The organism is Treponema sp. Marseille-Q4132, from assembly GCF_014334835.1.
GTDB classification, from domain to species: domain Bacteria; phylum Spirochaetota; class Spirochaetia; order Treponematales; family Treponemataceae; genus Treponema_D; species Treponema_D paredis.
In genome coordinates this window covers 1,475,600-1,491,605 of sequence record NZ_CP060591.1, presented here as the reverse complement: position 1 = coordinate 1,491,605, position 16,006 = coordinate 1,475,600, and the positions used below count along the sequence as shown (strand labels likewise).

Annotated in this window: 16 protein-coding genes and 1 pseudogene; 3 read left to right on the top strand and 14 right to left on the bottom strand. The window is 48.1% G+C overall.

The genetic code is table 11. The features are described from left to right. Window positions 1-185: 185 nt before the first annotated feature. The 5 genes from H9I35_RS06795 to H9I35_RS06775 all read right to left on the bottom strand — a co-directional run bounded on the left by H9I35_RS06795 (window position 186) and on the right by H9I35_RS06775 (window position 5,290). Window positions 186-2,021 (bottom strand): SUMF1/EgtB/PvdO family nonheme iron enzyme, encoded by a 1,836-nt coding sequence (locus H9I35_RS06795; protein ID WP_187418677.1) that lies wholly within the window; start codon window positions 2,019-2,021, stop codon window positions 186-188. Between the two features lie 27 nt (window positions 2,022-2,048). Beyond that, a complete protein-coding gene (locus H9I35_RS06790) occupies window positions 2,049-2,825 on the bottom strand; it encodes a RipA family octameric membrane protein (protein ID WP_187418676.1) in 777 nt (258 codons plus the stop codon). Between the two features lie 160 nt (window positions 2,826-2,985). Next, window positions 2,986-3,867, bottom strand: coding sequence for a sensor histidine kinase (locus tag H9I35_RS06785; RefSeq protein WP_187418675.1), 882 nt, complete (start codon window positions 3,865-3,867; stop codon window positions 2,986-2,988). Beyond that, window positions 3,864-4,460 carry a hypothetical protein gene (locus H9I35_RS06780; RefSeq protein WP_187418674.1) on the bottom strand — a complete coding sequence of 199 codons (597 nt, stop codon included), beginning with the start codon at window positions 4,458-4,460 and terminating at the stop codon, window positions 3,864-3,866. Before H9I35_RS06780 ends, H9I35_RS06785 begins: the two co-directional genes overlap by 4 nt. Before the next feature lie 176 nt (window positions 4,461-4,636). Then, window positions 4,637-5,290 carry a response regulator transcription factor gene (locus tag H9I35_RS06775; protein ID WP_187418673.1) on the bottom strand — a complete coding sequence of 218 codons (654 nt, stop codon included), beginning with the start codon at window positions 5,288-5,290 and terminating at the stop codon, window positions 4,637-4,639. 13 nt (window positions 5,291-5,303) lie between these two features. On the opposite strand from H9I35_RS06775, the gene H9I35_RS06770 reads away from it, so the two are divergent. Both H9I35_RS06770 and H9I35_RS06765 read left to right on the top strand, forming a co-directional pair. Continuing rightward, a complete protein-coding gene (locus H9I35_RS06770; protein WP_187418672.1) occupies window positions 5,304-5,480 on the top strand; it encodes a hypothetical protein in 177 nt (58 codons plus the stop codon). Between the two features lie 2 nt (window positions 5,481-5,482). Continuing rightward, entirely contained in the window at window positions 5,483-6,058 is a 576-nt protein-coding gene (locus tag H9I35_RS06765; RefSeq protein ID WP_187418671.1) for a thymidine kinase, read from the top strand. Between the two features lie 103 nt (window positions 6,059-6,161). Here the strand turns inward: H9I35_RS06765 and H9I35_RS12450 are convergent. The 3 genes and pseudogenes from H9I35_RS12450 to H9I35_RS06745 all read right to left on the bottom strand — a co-directional run bounded on the left by H9I35_RS12450 (window position 6,162) and on the right by H9I35_RS06745 (window position 8,227). Continuing rightward, window positions 6,162-7,175, bottom strand: a pseudogene (locus H9I35_RS12450) (DctP family TRAP transporter solute-binding subunit). Window positions 7,176-7,351: 176 nt separating this feature from the next. Further along, window positions 7,352-7,789 (bottom strand): NanQ anomerase/TabA/YiaL family protein, encoded by a 438-nt coding sequence (locus H9I35_RS06750; protein WP_187418668.1) that lies wholly within the window; start codon window positions 7,787-7,789, stop codon window positions 7,352-7,354. 12 nt (window positions 7,790-7,801) lie between these two features. Beyond that, entirely contained in the window at window positions 7,802-8,227 is a 426-nt protein-coding gene (locus tag H9I35_RS06745; protein ID WP_187418667.1) for an RbsD/FucU family protein, read from the bottom strand. A 328-nt stretch (window positions 8,228-8,555) separates the two neighbouring features. On the opposite strand from H9I35_RS06745, the gene H9I35_RS06740 reads away from it, so the two are divergent. Beyond that, on the top strand, window positions 8,556-9,782 hold the full coding sequence (locus tag H9I35_RS06740) for a GGDEF domain-containing protein (RefSeq protein ID WP_187418666.1): 1,227 nt from the start codon (window positions 8,556-8,558) through the stop codon (window positions 9,780-9,782). A gap of 137 nt (window positions 9,783-9,919) precedes the next feature. Here H9I35_RS06740 and H9I35_RS06735 read toward each other — a convergent pair whose 3' ends face one another. From H9I35_RS06735 to H9I35_RS06710, 6 genes are all read right to left on the bottom strand, one after another. Beyond that, complete coding sequence (locus tag H9I35_RS06735) at window positions 9,920-10,627, bottom strand: SAM-dependent methyltransferase (protein ID WP_187418665.1); 708 nt, start codon at window positions 10,625-10,627, stop codon at window positions 9,920-9,922. Window positions 10,628-10,646: 19 nt separating this feature from the next. Beyond that, window positions 10,647-11,972 (bottom strand): DUF763 domain-containing protein, encoded by a 1,326-nt coding sequence (locus H9I35_RS06730; RefSeq protein WP_187418664.1) that lies wholly within the window; start codon window positions 11,970-11,972, stop codon window positions 10,647-10,649. Beyond that, window positions 11,969-12,577: a TetR/AcrR family transcriptional regulator gene (locus H9I35_RS06725; RefSeq protein WP_187418663.1), complete on the bottom strand. Its 609-nt coding sequence runs from the start codon at window positions 12,575-12,577 to the stop codon at window positions 11,969-11,971. The genes H9I35_RS06730 and H9I35_RS06725 overlap by 4 nt, the downstream gene beginning before the upstream one ends. A gap of 14 nt (window positions 12,578-12,591) precedes the next feature. Beyond that, a complete protein-coding gene (locus tag H9I35_RS06720) occupies window positions 12,592-13,773 on the bottom strand; it encodes a THUMP domain-containing class I SAM-dependent RNA methyltransferase (protein ID WP_187418662.1) in 1,182 nt (393 codons plus the stop codon). A 418-nt stretch (window positions 13,774-14,191) separates the two neighbouring features. Then, on the bottom strand, window positions 14,192-15,052 hold the full coding sequence (locus H9I35_RS06715) for a patatin-like phospholipase family protein (protein WP_252722621.1): 861 nt from the start codon (window positions 15,050-15,052) through the stop codon (window positions 14,192-14,194). A gap of 114 nt (window positions 15,053-15,166) precedes the next feature. Beyond that, on the bottom strand, window positions 15,167-16,006 hold the full coding sequence (locus H9I35_RS06710; protein WP_187418661.1) for an arginyltransferase: 840 nt from the start codon (window positions 16,004-16,006) through the stop codon (window positions 15,167-15,169).

Below are 16,006 nucleotides of genomic sequence, written 5' to 3'. Positions count from 1 at the left end.
CTATCCGCTCCAATTGCCTTCGGCAATTTCCGCTTCTATCCCTAACCCGTATGCGGGCTTGACATTGCCGGCCCGGCCGCTGCGTTCGCAGTATTCCTGCCGGAATACCGCACTCCGCTTGTCGGGCTTCGCCCTTCCGCAGAATGCGGAAGGTGTTAATAATTTCCTTACAGAACCGGCCGACGCTAGTTGACTTTGCGAACCGGGCGGAAGCCATAGCCGTTGTCGCGAAAGTTCGGGTTGTTGCTGATCCGGTAAGTAACCAGCGCGGTGCCGGCGCCGCTAAACCAAGAACCCCCACGCTGACAGCGGTAAGAACCCGACGCCGAGCCCGTGTTTGGTGTGGTGTTCGATATGTTTCCGTACCGGTCCCAGCACCATTCCCACACGTTCTCGCTCATATCGTACAGTCCGTAGCCGTTCTTTTTCTTTGTCTTTACGTCCCTGGTTCCTGTATCGTTTGTGTTTGATGTATACCATGCGACATCATCGATGTTATCGCTTCCGGCGTAAGTGTAGTGCTCTCCGCCGCGGGCAGCCCACTCCCATTCCGCTTCCGTCGGAAGGCGGTAGCCGTCCGCATCGAAGTCGCATGTAGCGGCGTCCCATGTACTGTCGCTTGAACTCGGAACAGCTCCCCACTCGTCAGGATTAGTCTTGCCGTTGATTTTATAGCATGGGGTGAGGCTTTTTTTTATCGAAAGTTTATTGCAGTACACGAGTGCGTCATACCAGCTGACTTTGTTTACAGGATTCTTTCCGGCAGCGTCTCCCGTAAGTTTGTGTCCGTCCTTGTCGAAAGCCTTTGCCATATAGTCCGGTAGGCTTCCCATGACGGCCTTGTACTCCGCCCTTGTCACTTCGTGGTCGCTCATGTAAAAGGAGTTTATCTCCAGAACGCGGCCGCTCACAAATACTGCTGAACTCGGTATCCAGCTTTCCGTTCCGGCGATTGAGGTGCGGGGTACTTCCACAAAGCCTTCGGGAGGGTTGCTTGTGCCAGTATTTACGCCCACCCTATGTTTAACTTCCGCGCTCTTGTTTCCGAGTTTGTCAACGCTCGCTATGTAGTAGGTGTAGTATGCCTTCGTTGCGTCGATGCCGGTGAATGTCTTGGTCACGCCGTTTACGCTTTCAGCCGCAGATTTCGCGGAGTCTGTCGTTCCGTCGTTTGTAGTGTACGAGATTTCTACATGGTCAAAGTCGCTTTCGCTCGGGTTTGTCCAGTTAAGGATTATCACATGGAGCGTGTCTGAATATGTTTCGGAAACATTTTTTACTTTGGAAGGCGGCGTAAAGTCAAATTTACCTATGGTAATCTGCTCCGTCTTCTCTCGTCCCGATTCGTCAAGAACCGCAACCGTGTACGTTCCGTTTCCGTCGGCTTCGCTTGCCGCCGTGACGGTGAAGTAACCGTTTGATTTGACGCTTCCCGTAACGTCATGCGCACCTGTGTCCGAAAGGAGGGTTTTCGCGTTCACGCTTCCGCCCTTTTTGTACACGACCTTCTTCAGTTCGGCGGCTGTCGTTACCTCTACCTTTACATTGAGGCTCGTGTTTGTGGCGGCATCCGGGACGCTTAATGCGATCGTCATCGGTGAATTCGCGCTGACGGCGACAGGCGTTGCCTTTGCCGTTACGCCCCCGCTCTTGTTTCCGCTTGTGTCCATTGTCCTTACGGTAAACGTGTACTCCGTGCCGTTCGTAAGACCCGAGACATAGCAGCCGCCCGCTCCCTGCGGCGCCATCATACTTTTAACGTTCAGAGCAGGAAGTGCAGCCCGGTTTATCGGGGCGCTTCCGCTGTAGCTTACTTCGTAGCCGTATACGTCGCCGTCTGTGGCATCCGTCCATGTAAGGAGTACACGGCTGTCTTTTGCCGTTGCCGTAAGGTTTGTAACGGCGGCAGGCGCGCTCTCGTCAGCCTTTTTGTCTTCTTCTGCGGTGTTTTTGCAGCCGATTCCTATTGCCGTGATGGCGACTGCCATCACAAGTATTCCAATTTTTCTTAACGCTTTCATATCTCCTCCTGCGTAAGTTTATCTGACTTAGTTTTTTATTTTTATATGCCTTTTCTTTTGAACAAAGAAATAGTGAGAATTATCATAACCATCTTTATCTTTATTCCCCTCAATATTTTTTATAAATGAAATGGAAAAAACAATCATGCCTACAATAACAAGCATGGAAACGCCCATTTTTTTATTCACAAGATAAATTATTGAAAATTTTTTCAAAAAATAACCGGTCAAAACTGCACAATGAAAAACAAACAGTAAAAAAGAGCAGATCGCCAACAGTAATGAACACAAAACCGAAATCTTGCTTACAGAAAAATTGTACGGTTTTGTCGGGTTCCATTTGCCTAATTTGTAAGGATTTTTCGTATCAAGATGGCTGGAATAAATTTTCCCCATGATAAATCCTTCAAGCAGGTAAACATGGGCTTCCCAATTTTCCTGCCAGAATTTTGAACCTTTATGAACCAAAAACCATGAAAAGCAAAAAATAAAGCAGATAAACGCAAGAACCACCAGAATAATTTTTGCCGTAAAACTCATGTCAAGAATTGCCGCCAGCGATAACCGAACTTTGCCTTTGTTCAATTCCGAATCCAGAGCGGCATTGAATACCGCCATATAAGCACCAAATGATGATACTATAAATCCCCAAAAATAAAGACCGCGCTGCCAAAATCTGTCTATTTCCTTGTCGCGGCACCTGTCCGCAAATTTGAGGGCAGCCTTTAATTTGTCGTTCCCTGTACTTTGAATCGGTTCCGCAAAATTCAATTCAACCATTTCCAAATAACTTAACGTTTCCATATCTATTTTCTACATATCCCCCGCGTTTTCGATCCGCCGGCAGTTTCTTTACATTGATTTTACACCTGTTTTTGTTTATGTAATAGGGAGTTTACTCCCGAAAAAGTCGGGACAAACGGAAAAGTCAAAACTTCGGGATTATGACCGAATTGGATTGAAACTATACGCTTTTTACCGGAATCTCAAGCCGCACTTCCGTTCCGGCTTCCGCATTGCTTTGCACAAAAAGAGAACCGCCTAAAAGTTTTGCACGCATTTCCATTCCGCTCATGCCGAAGTGATTTTGCGAATATAGCCCGCTTTCAATTTGTGCTGCTTCGGCAAAGCCCTGTCCGTCGTCAAAAATCATTATGCAAATAAAATCTTCGCCGGTCTGCAAGTTTTGCTCCGAAACCGGCTCGGAACGGCGGTTTTCACTGCGGCTCTTTCTTATGACAATGCTTGTCTCGCTTGCTTTTGCGTGCGTTTTTGCATTGTTCAGGGCTTCCTGAATTATCCGTAAAATGTGATGTTTTTGCTCTTTTGAAAAATCGTCAAGCACAACGTCGGGAGAAACGAAAAACGAGCAGTCTATGCCGCTTTGCTCTTTGAACTGTTCGCACAAATCGTTTATGACGGTTTTAAAAGGAATGTTGCCGACAGCCGGAACTGCAAAATTTCGAATGATCGTTCTGAGCTGCTTTTGATTTTGTTTTTCAAGATCGATGATTTTTTCGATTTTGAATTGTATTTCATCGCTTTTAAAATTATAATCGCTCAAAATCGCCGAAAGTTCTTTTTCTTTCAGAAGAAGGGTTTTTATGTTCTGACTTACCGTATCGTGAAGTTCCCGACTTATACGGTTTCGCTCCGCTTCCTGCGTTTGGATTATTTCCGAAATAAACTCCCGGTTTTTTTGTAATTTTTTGCGGTTCTTTATATTGCGGATCAAAATAAAAAGAACTGCGACAAAAGAGGTAAAACAGAGCACGATCAAAAAGAGAAAAAACGACGTGTAGAGGTTTAAGGCAAAAAGTAAATCCTGTAATTGCTGTTCGTTCATAGTTTAATTACTCTATATATTCCGTAGCCTAAAAAAGTGGAAATCAGCCTGTCCAGCACGATGATCGGGATACGCGGCAAAAGATATGAAAGGAATGTCCCGAATTTTAAATTTTGGAACGCGATGTAAAAATCGTCGATTGCGGAAAATCGCGATAAGTTTCCGAAAAGCGGACGAATAAACGTGTTCAGCGCGCTTGCGGAAAAACTGGTTAAAAAAGCGGAAACGAATGCGATAATCAAAAGGTATAAAACCGTAACGGTATGACTGAAAAAGAATTCTTTTTTGTTGCGGCTGAAAATCCAAGTCGAAATGACGATCAGGATTCCGCAGATCGCATACAAAAAATCAAAATAAAAAATTTCCGTTCCATAGATCACACACAGTAAAATCGTCATAATCGGATTATAGAGCGCTGCGACTATCAGAGCCGGCACGAGCCCTGCATAAAAAACGAGAGCGACGGTAAAAATCGTGTCCATAAAAACGGGAAGCCGCAAATAAATGACGAGTAAGAAAGTTACAATATTCAAAGCAAGCGCCGCCGCGCAAAGAAGTGCCGTTTTATAAAATGCTTTCACTCGGACGTTCAATTTAACCTCCTTCAAAATGCGGCATTGCAGAAAATATCAATTTTCGAAAATGCCGCATTGGTGCGCGAGCTTCGCAACGAGCGCGTAAGCGCGAAGTTTCGAGCGGCGCACATGTATATCCGCGAGTTTTCCGAAGGGAAACTCGAAGTTAAATTGAACGGCGCTATTTCAGCCGTTCAATTTAACCTCCCCATCTTTTCCAAGAATTCAAGTTTGCTTTTTACCCCTGCTTTGTCATACAAAATCGTAAGATAATTTACAACGGTTTTTTCGGTGATGCCGAGAGCGGCGGCAACTTCGGCGTTTGTGTTATGGATCGCCAGAGCATCCGAAAGGAGTTTTTCTTTTTTGGTAAACGTCTGCGTTATGTGGTTTACTTCCAAAAGGCCTGTTACAAGTTCCGCCTGAATGTATGTTTTTCCGTCAGACACCGCACAAATCGCCGCAAGCAAAATTTCTTCATCCGCATTTTTTGAAACAAAACCTTTTGCCCCGACTGCGCGGCTTACGGCGTGTTCTACGAATCCTCCCGAATCATGACTTGAATATGCGATGCATGGAACGCCGAACGCGGTAAAACGGCGGATTATTTCAAAACCGCAATTTTCTTCGTGGGCTGCCGGCGAATATTCGGCTTTGAACGAAATATCTACGACGGCGATATGGTTGTTCGCAGAGCAGGACGCGCGAAACGCTTCGAGAATTTTTTCGCATTCCGCCCAAGTTCCCGCTTCATGCGTAACTTTGTATTTTGAATGAGTTTCTATCCAGCTTTTTATTCCGGTTCTCAACAGAGCGTGGTCATCGCAAAGAATTATATTCGGAATCATAATTGTATTTTATATGAAAAAAGCGGCGATTTACAGGGGGTTTAGTCCCGAAAATTTTATGATATTGATCCTGCCTGTTTTTTCGATAAAGTTTTATTTTTTAAAAAGGAATGCACAAGCGGAACTTCGCTGTGTTCTTCTCATTGCCACGCTGCCGTTTTTGCGTTACAGTAGCGTGCAGGCGGGGTAGGCATGGTTGAGCTGATTACGGGGCCGATGTTTTCGGGCAAATCGACGCTGTTGTTTCAAAAGATGGAGCGCTACGTATACGCGCATAAAAAAATCATTCTCGTTCGACCCGAGCGCGACACGCGCAGTTTTTTTTCACATTCACCCCTCGAAAACGCTTTGCGCCGGCTCGCTGAATCGAAAAAGATCGATACCGTTTCCGTTTGCGCTTTTGACGGAGGTCCTCGTTTCGACGAATACGACGCGGTTTTCGTCGACGAATATTTTATGATAAAAAACTGTGCCGAACTTGCCGCCGAGTGCCGAAAAGATCAGGACATCTATTTTGCCGGTCTGCTTGCGACATCGGAATGCACGCTTTTTGCCGAAGCGGCGCAGCTTTTGCCGTATTGCGATTCCATCATCAAATTGAACGGTGTGTGTACGCAGTGTGCAAGTCAAATCGGGAACTATTCGTATTATAAGCAGGGTGCAAAGACAAGCGATATCGTTGTCGGCGACAGCGAATATACCTGTCTTTGCCGCGACTGTTATTTGAAAAATCAAAAAGAAAAAGAAACGCAGCTCACGCTGGGATAAGCGTTTTGTCCGCTGCTCGCGTCGGAATGCGGTGTTCAGTTTGCAGCTCTCGCCGAAGCGGGGCGCTCCGGCGAGCATTGCCCGTAGTGCAAGCGCTCGGCGTTTATTGAATATCCTGAATGCTTTCCCAAGTACCCTTGCCCCACTTCGCTTCGAACATCGGCGGAAGCGTTTTCAGCGTAGCCACTCTGAAGCTTTCGACGTCGGGCGTGATAACCGTTATGCCCTGCGCTTCGAGTGCGGCAATCAATTCCTTTTCCTGTTTGACGATTTCGTTATTTTGCCATTCGATATTTTTTGCAATCGATGCTTTTATGATTTCCCGATCGTCGACATCGAGCTTTTGCCACGTGTTTTCGTTGATGACGACGAACGCGGGTGTCATAACGTGTCCCGTGAGGATGACGTATTTTTACACTTCCTGCAGTTTTGCGGAAGCGAAGGTCGGCAGCGGATTTTCCTGTCCGTCGACGATATTGTATTGGAGCGCCAAATACAATTCGCTGAACGTGATCGGTTTTGAATTGGAACCCCACGCGTGCGCCATTGCGACGAACAGATCGTTTTCGGGAACGCGGATATTCATGCCTGCGCAATCGGCGACCGAATGCACCGCTTTCGTCGATGTCGACAGATGGCGCGTTCCGTAATACATTGCACCGAGCATACGCATACCGCTTTCACCGACAAGCGCTTCGTTTATTTTTTGTCCGAACGCTCCGTTGAGAGCCGATTCGAGATGACCGATGCTGCGCCAAATATAGGGTGCTTCGGCAATGGTTGCGGAAGGCACGTACTGTCCGAAGTTTGCCGCTCCTTCGCTCACCATATCGATATCGCCTTTTTGTACCGCGCGGATCAAATCTTTGCTTCCGCCGAGCTGCGAGCCCGGAAAGCATTTGATTTCAATGCGGCCGTCCGTTTTTTCCGAAATTTCATTCGCGATGCGCGCCATCATTTGAGAAGCGGGATGTTCGGCCGGATGAACCGACGCCCATTTCAGCGTTATTTTTTGATTTTCAGAAACGACGTCGGAATCGTCGTCGCTTTTGCCGTTTGCTGCCGCTATTGCGCACAGCAGTAAAACCGATAGAACGGTGCAGATAAATTTTTTCATAACTTTTTCCAATATAAAATTTTATTTTATCTTATTTTAGAATATTAACGATGTATAATAGCATGAGTTTTTATCAGTGTCAAATTAAAAATACTCTTTATAAAAAATATACTGCAGCACGAAAATGCACTTTCCGGCCGCACTTTTGTGCCGATCGAGCGCAGCTGCCGCTCCTGTTACATTTTTATTTTAAATACGATTTTGCGTACCGTTTTCGGCTCCGTGATCGAAAGGTTCGGTTCGTGTCCTTCTCCGGGGAAAAGAACGATAAATTTTCCCGGCCGCGCGATATAGCGCAAAGCAAGCTCGCCGTCAAAAAATTGAATATCGTTTTCGGCATCGTATTCGCCCCGCGCTTTCATGCCGGCATTTTCGCATATATCGATTATTTCTTCGCCGGATACGATAATCTGCACATCCGCCGCATGGCGGTGCGTTTCATAACCTTTCGTGCCTTTCGGCCGCGTCCTGTATTCGCTTACCGAGTAGCGTACCGATTCGTTGTACGAGCCTTCTTTCCGTGTCATCGCCGTTTCGAGCTCTTTTTTCACTTCCGAAAGCGCCGGAAAAGAAGGTGCGTATTTTCCGATATTTTCGATTGAATCGATAATCATAGCCTTCCGTCCTCAGCGCACAATGCCTTTTCGTAAAATGATGTTGGCATACAGCGCTTTTTCGCTTGTCGCGATTACGGCGTAGCATTTTTCGGTACGATTATAAAATTCGCCCGCTTCTATAAGCGAATAATTTTTATACGCTTCGTCGCCTTCTCGGCAGAGGGCATCGAATTCTTTCCAAATCGGCGTTTCGACGAAATTGTTTTTCGGAACTTCCATGAGAATCGCATTTTCATTCATGTGGTCGAGAGGAAAAAGCGTAAGAACGGCTTTGAGTACTTCGCATACGCCGTGCCCGTCCATACGTACGAGCCGCTGCGCCCGCGAAGCGGCAGGATAATTGCCGTCGACGATTGCGATTTCATCTCCGTGTCCCATTTCCGACAGTATTTTCAATAAATCCGGTCCGACAATGGAAGGAATATGTTTTAACATATATGCTCCGTTTAAGTATGCCCCATCCGAATATTCGACGGATTTTAGGATACTCGAATTATCATAAAACATCGGCCGCCGCTTGTCAAATCAATTATTTTCCGATTATAAAAATTATAAAAAAAGCGAAAAAAACTTTTGCCGTAGTAAAAAAATTAAATATATGCTATAATACTCTCAACGGTTGATGCGGAATGTGTGCCGGTCTGTAAGACGGATATACATTCCGTAAAACTTTTTCGGAATATAGAGTTTACTTTAAAAATGCGCTGCACTTTCCTGTAAAAGTTTGTTTAAAATTTTACATTTAAGAAGAAGGAAGGATCGTATGCCTCAAGCGATCAACAGCGTTCTTACCTACATGGTAGTTGATTTTCTTTCCATCGCTTTTTCCTTTTTAATAATTAAAAAACTGACAACAGATATCGGCAGCGAACTCGAAATACGCATATTGAAAACTATGCTGCAGATATTTATAGCCTATTCTTTTATCGATGCGGCGTGGATTTTGGGAGAATACGGTTATATGCCGTATTTCCTGCGTTTCGTAAACGGCGCCGTTTGCTTTTTGTCCGTTTTTTTAGTAGGCGTTCTCGGCTTTTTAACGCTCATTTATACGGAAATCAGATTAAAAACACTGTTTGTGAAAAAACGCGAATTGTGGATTATCGCTTCGGTTCCGCTCGTACTTTCTTTTTTTATGTGTATCTGCTCGTATCGTACCGGATGGATCTTTTATATAACGAGCGATAACCGCTATGTGCGCGGCCCCTATTATTGCTGGCAAATGACGATCGTACTTTTGTATTTTGCCTCTGCGGCTTTTCGGGCGTTGTGGTACGGATCGAAAGAACAAATGCCGATGCGGAAAAAAGCGACGTTCAGCCTCGCCTTTTCCATCATTGCCTCCGTTGCCGTCGGTTCGCTTCAGATTTTCGTTCCGGGCACTCCGCTCGTCGAAATGGCCATATTTTCAGGCTTTTTCATTACGTTTATTAATTTTCAGCAGGCGCAGATTTTCAGCGATGCGCTGACCGAGCTGAACAACCGGCGCCGCGCCGATCAGTATCTTGAAACGAAATTCAACAGTCCGCTTACCGAATGGCCACTGTATTTATTTATGTTCGATATCGATTTTTTCAAAGAGATAAACGATACCTACGGTCATATCGAAGGCGATAAAGTTTTACGCATCGTTGCGCAAGTGCTTCGGATAATAAGCCAAAAATACAGCGCTTTTACCGCACGGTTCGGCGGCGATGAATTTTTATTGGTTGCGGAATCTCTTTATCTGCCGAATCCCGACGAATTGATATACGATTTTAATAAAACAATCGAAGCGGAAGCTGCCGCACGAAGATTGCCCTATATGATAAAATTGAGCATCGGTTATGCGAAAACCGACGGACAGGATATGACCGCCGTTGAACTTATTAAAAAAGCGGACGGTATGCTTTATAAAAACAAGGGACGCTCTCGATCCGTACCCCCCCGAAACCGGAATATGATGCCGATCGAAAACAGGAACGGAAAATTTCCGATACGTTTTTTTTGAAAGCATGAATTTATTAATTAATAAATATATTCGTCCGTACGTCGGTTTGTAAAATGCCGGCGCAATCGGCGGATTTGCCGAAGTGTATCTGCATAAACGAAATTAATAATTATTAATCGTATAGACTCGTGCGGTGTTTATGCGTACAGCAAAAAGATCGCGGGTATTTTATTGATTTCGGGAAGCGGTGATTTTTTCCATTCGGAAACGGACTTTGTGCGGATGTATTCTTCGCCGCACGTGATGCCCGCGGCTATGCACAGTTTCGTTTCTCCCTTGAGCGATGAGAGGAGTGACGACAGCAACTGCATATTGCGGTACGGCGCTTCGATAAAAATCTGCGTCTGCTTTTCTTTGTAAACGCGGCTTTCAAGCTGTTTGATCCTCTGTACGCGCGCATCGGGTTTTGCGGGGAGATATCCGTTGAATGCGAAGTTCTGTCCGTTAAAACCGCTTGCCATAAGTGCCATGATGATCGAAGAGGGACCTGCAAGAGGGATGACGCGAAAACCTTTTTTGTGAGCGAGAGCGACGATTGCGGCCCCCGGATCGGCGACTGCAGGGCAGCCCGCTTCCGAGAGAACGCCTACGGCGGAGCCTTTTTCAAGCGGCGCAAGGAACGGTTCGATTTTCGTCAAATCGGTGTGTTCGTCGAGCACGAAAAAGGTCAGCTCGTCTATGTCGATCGTGCGGTCGATTTTTTTGAGAAAGCGCCGCGCGCTCCGCAGGTTTTCAACGATAAAATATTTTATCGCGGAGATAAGGCTCCGGTTGTATTCCGGTATAACGCGTTCCGTTTCCGTGTCGCCGAGCGTCGTCGGAATAAGATATAACGCCGTTTCCATAACTGCAGTCCTCCGATTATTACACTTGTCGGCCGTTCCATGATTTCGAATGCGCTTTTTCATACGCGACAGCTTTATCAAAGTCGGCTTCAGGCGAACAAAATCGTTCGATCTGCAGCTGCGTCGCATACAGCCGTCGCAGGCATTCGGTTTTATCGGTGTCGCCGAGTTTCGATTTTTCGATACCGTCGCCGAGCACACGGATCGTTTCATCGTAAATTCTGCACGGCACGGGAAAGGGATGCCCGTCTTTTCCTCCGTGTGCAAACGAAAATCGCGCGGGATCGGTAAAACGCGACGGCGTTCCGTATACGATTTCGCTTACGAGCGCAAGCGACTGCAGCGTGCGCGGTCCGAGACCGGGAGTGAGCAAAAGCGATTCGAAATCTTCCGGAGGGCTTTCGTATGATAGCGCGAGCACGGCACCGAGTCTTTTTAAATCGATATCTTGGGCGCGTACGTCGTGGCGTGCGCTCATCGTTATGGAGCGCGATGAGTGCGAAATGCGAGCCGTTTTTGAGACGGCGTTCGAGTGCGGGGCGGGCGCGGGGCAAACGGTTTCCGCATTTTTGTCCGCGCTTTCGGCGAGGTCGGGAAAAAGCTCCGACTCTTTCGGTACGATGATCGCCGCAGAAGGCGATGCGATATGCGAGAGTTCACGCACGATACGGTCGGGATTTTCGTGTGCGATTTCGATGATCATAGACCGCGTAGGCCCCGCAGCCCGATCGGTGAGATTTAAAATTGCACTTTGCTTTTCTCCGACGACGCCCGTATGAGGTTCTTCGGTGAAAGAGCGCAGCTTCGGCGAACACCAATGATATCGCCTCGCCGTGCGGGAAGCGGCATTCATGCCCTGCTGTACGACCGCCCAATCGCCTTCGTCGGTAACGATAAAATTATGCTGATACAGCTGAAATCCGTCCTGGACGGCGTTGTTATCGACCTTTGCGCAAAGTTTGCTTGCGCGTACGAGCGAGGCACCGTCGAGTCCTGCGGCATCGGATAAAAATAATAATTCGTTCGGTGTATTGCGCGAATATTTTCCGCGTCCGCCGCATACGCAGATGCCTAGTTCCCGTCCTCGTTCGTTCAGTCCGCGTTTGAGCGCATACATGACGCTCGTCGTGATGCCCGACGAATGCCAGTCCATGCCGAGTACCGCACCGAACGACTGAAACCACATCGGATCGCTCAATCGCACGAGCACTTCGCGCTTACCGTAATTTTGAATGATCGATTCGACGATCAGCGTTCCGAGATTTTTCATGCGCTCGGCGAGCCAAGGCGGAACCGTGCCCCGATGCAGCGGCAAATCCGCGCATCCCGTACGCCGTGCCCTCAAGCTCGGCTCCGCTTTGCGACGATGCCGTCGACTGCGAAATTGAGTATGTCGCGTATGTCGTCGATGTTTTCCTGTGCAAGGACTGCGAGGCGGAAAATTGCGGATTCGATCAATCCGTAAAACATATCGTTTACGACTTTGACGTTTATCTTTTTAAACTCGCCCGATTTCGTTCCGCGGATAAGCAGCGTCGTCATGATGTGCCGCAGTTTGATGACGCGCCGCATGACACGCTTTCGCGGATCGATGCCCGATTTTTGCAGCTGTATCAAATACAGGAGCAAAACGCTGAACAGTTTTTTATTTTCACCGATCGCATCGACGATGCTCATCAGCATTTTGCGGAAACATTTTTCCGTGTTGAAAGACGTATTGTTGACGATCTGCATGATCGTCGTTTCAATTCCCGATATGAGCTGCTTGATGCTCCATAAAAAAATTTCGCGTTTGTTTTTAAAATAGATGTACAGCGTCGTCCGCGTAATGCCGCACCGATCGGCGATCTTTTGAAACGTGACGTCTTCGTAGCCTTCTTCGACGAAAACGTCGAGCGCTTTTTCGAGTATTTTATGTCTGCGTTTGTCGTGTTCGACGATGATCGCCATGGAATGCCATTCTCCTACGCTTTTTCTTTTTTGCCGGAAGATATCGAGTACATGTAAAAATGCGTATCGAGATTTCCGGCTTTAAAACTTTTCAGTTTGTCCGCATAATGTCCCGAGCATTTTTGAAACTGTTTGCTTGCGGTGATGACGCCGATTTGCCAATTCGGAAAATTCGTCCACAGCGCGCCCATCTTTTTGTAGAGGGCTTCCGCTTCCGCCTCGTCTCCGAGCCGTTCGCCGTACGGGGGATTGCACAGCAAAAGACCCTCATCGTACGGAGCCGCCAAATCGATAAAATCCGACTGTATGAAATCGGGGCGAGGGATACGGTTGTCTTTTCCGATGGACTGCAAAGCGCGGCCGGCCGCAACGCATGCGTGTTCGGCGTTCGTCTTTGCACGGTTTACCGCCTCTATGTCGATATCGCTTCCGGTGACGCGCACTTCGACATCTGTTCTGATCCGTTCCGCTTCCTGCGCACGGATCTCATCCGCACGTTTTTTATTGAAAACGGCGAGGTGTTCGAGCGCAAAACTCCTGCCTATACCCGGTGCGATATTGTGCGCAAAAAGCATCGCTTCGATCGCGATCGTTCCAGAACCGCAAAAGGGATCGTGCAGCGGCGTTCTTCTGCGCCACAGCATTTCCTGCAGCAGCACGGCGGCAACCGTTTCGCGAAGCGGCGCCGTCCCTCCTCCCGTGCGGTAGCCGCGTTTGTACAGCGGTTCTCCCGAAAGATCGAGCAGGACGTTTACCTTATCGTTATCTATATATACGCGCACATCAGCCGTTTCTCCCGATTCGGGAAGCGATCTCATGCGCCACCTGTCGCCGAGTTTTTTGTAGATCGCTTTTTGCACCATGCTTTGGACCGTGTGTTCCGAGTTCAATTTCGAGTGATGCGAGCGCACTTTGTCCACGACGACGCGCACGTCTTTTTTTAATAAATCCTGCCAGTCGGCCGCATAAGTGCCGGCAAAAAGCGAATCGAAATCGGCCGCCTGAAAAGAAGCAGCCTGCAAATACACGCGGTCGGCCGTGCGGAGGCACAGGTTCGCGCGGAAAAGTGCATCGTCGTCGCCGGTAAAAAAAACCCGTCCGGGCGCGTTTCCCGCGAGTTTGTAGCCGAGATGTTTGATTTCATTGCCGAGTATTTTATCCGCGCCGACGGCGCAGAGCGCAACGAGGGTATTCATACGGTTTTAAAAATAACATTTTTACGGATTTTGTGCAATTGTCGTATTTCGCGATTTCGCACATCGAAAACGCCGACGATGGAAATTTTTAATAATTAATAATTAAACGAAATTTCGAGTTTGCTAAAACGCGAAATTTTCCAACAGGTTCGTGACTCAGGCTAATTAATAATTTCAGGACGAAGCGGATCGGAAGAACCCGCCTTCCGCACTTCGGTAACCCTCATCCGCGCCCCGGCGCGGACGCTGCGCGGTACTCCACGCGGGCGTAAGTCGATCGTAAATGCGTGCGATATTGCGCGTTGGAGCAGACATTGCCGTTTTATCTGCCGGAGCTACGGCACTCGTTAGCGTTTTGATAACTCTGTGAGTTTTCCGTTTTTTTAAACGCTTACCGCATTGTACGCTGTGATACGCATTACCGTTTTCCGAAAAAGTTCCAGATCGCATCAAGCCGATCGAGCGCGTCTTTTCGTCCGATGTCGTACAACGCTTTGATTTTTGTACCGTCTTTTTCCGTACGCGCGACACCCGCGGTGTGCTTCGGACGGATGAGTAAAAGCGACCCCGCTTCCGCCCTTCGTTCGATATCCGCGACTTCTTCGTTGTATACGATATGGCGCATTTCCATTGCACGGATGAGCGCGGGATATTTCCGCATTGCAATGCGCAGCGCGGGAAGCAGCGGATTTTTTCCTTTACGGTATCCTTCAGGCTGCGTCAAAATGACGATGTTTCGCGTATAGCCGAGATGCTCGAAAGCGCGGAGCGGAATCGAATCGGCGATGCCGCCGTCGAGCATTTTACGGCCGTCCGCGCATACGATGTTCGAAGCGAGCGGCATGGACGCCGACGCCTGCAGCCATTTCATTTCATCGCCGCGGAGCGTTTTGCACCGATGGTAAACGGGCTCACCCGTTTCGATGTCGGTACACGTTACGTAAAACTCGACCGGAGAAGATTCGAGCGCGTCGTTGTCGTAAGGATCGAGTTTTTCCGGCAACTCGCGCCAGCAAAAATCCGCGTTGAATAAATCGCCCGTCCTAAGCCACGAGCGGAAACTCATATAGCGTTTGTCGCCGCAGTATTTCATCGTGTAGCGGACGGAGCGTCCGATTTGGTGCGACGCATAACTTGCTCCGTGAACGGCTCCCGCCGACACGCCGAGCACACCGTCGGCTTCGATGCCGTTTTCGCAGAACACGTCGAGTATGCCCGCCGCATAGATGCCGCGGTGTCCTCCGCCTTCGATTACGATCCCCGTTTTCATCTTTTCCATCCTTTCTTTTCGCCGCCAACCGAACGGCGAGTTTGCGAGGCAAACTCGGTAGTGAGCGCAGCGAACGAAGTTCTCGTCGTTATCAACGTATACTTTCCAAACCCGATATTCGGCCTATTTAATAAGTTTCCACTTGCCGTCGATCAGCAATTCGTGCGGCTTGAAATTCGATTTGTACACCATCGACTTGCAGTCTTTAAGCCAATAGCCGAGATAGTACCGCTGCAGATGAAATGTTCGGCACAATTCGATTTCCTTCAATATGCTGTAGGTGCCGATGCTTCTCTTTTTCGTTTCGTCCGACGTGTCGTAGTAAAAATAATTCGACGACAGGCTCGCTTCTCCCGTATCGATGATACCGACGCCGACGAGCTTTCCGCCGCACCTGTAATCCATATTTATCGTGCCGGAATAAAACGATTCGTACTTGCTGGCCTCCGCCGTACGGCAAATGCCGTTCATATCGATAAGCGTTTTTTTCGCTTCATCGAAACTTTTTTCGGAGTCGGGATTGTGTCGCTTGTCATAGGTGCGGAAGAGCGCAATTTTTTCGCCGGTAACGAATTCGTCCGCTTTCGTCGTGATCGTTACGACAAGATCGCGGTTCTTTTCAAGTACGCGCCGCTGCGACTTCGACGGCTCGAACGCGTCCGGCCAAATCCTGATCGGAATACACGCTTTGCAATCGGGACAGTCGGCGCGGTATACATAATTTCCCGCCCGGCGGAAACCTTCGTCGAGTATGATGTCGAATAAAATTTGCTGATAGAGTGCGGGATCGTTTTCGGTGCGGTTCTGCTCTTCACCGTGCGTCAGCATATCGGACGCTTCTTTCACTGACGGAATACGGTAAATCGTTTCGTACGACGTGCGGCCTTCAAAATAACCGCAGCTGCCCGCGTACAGATTGTTAAAAACATCGCCCCCTTCGTCGGATCGGATATCGCCGGTCAT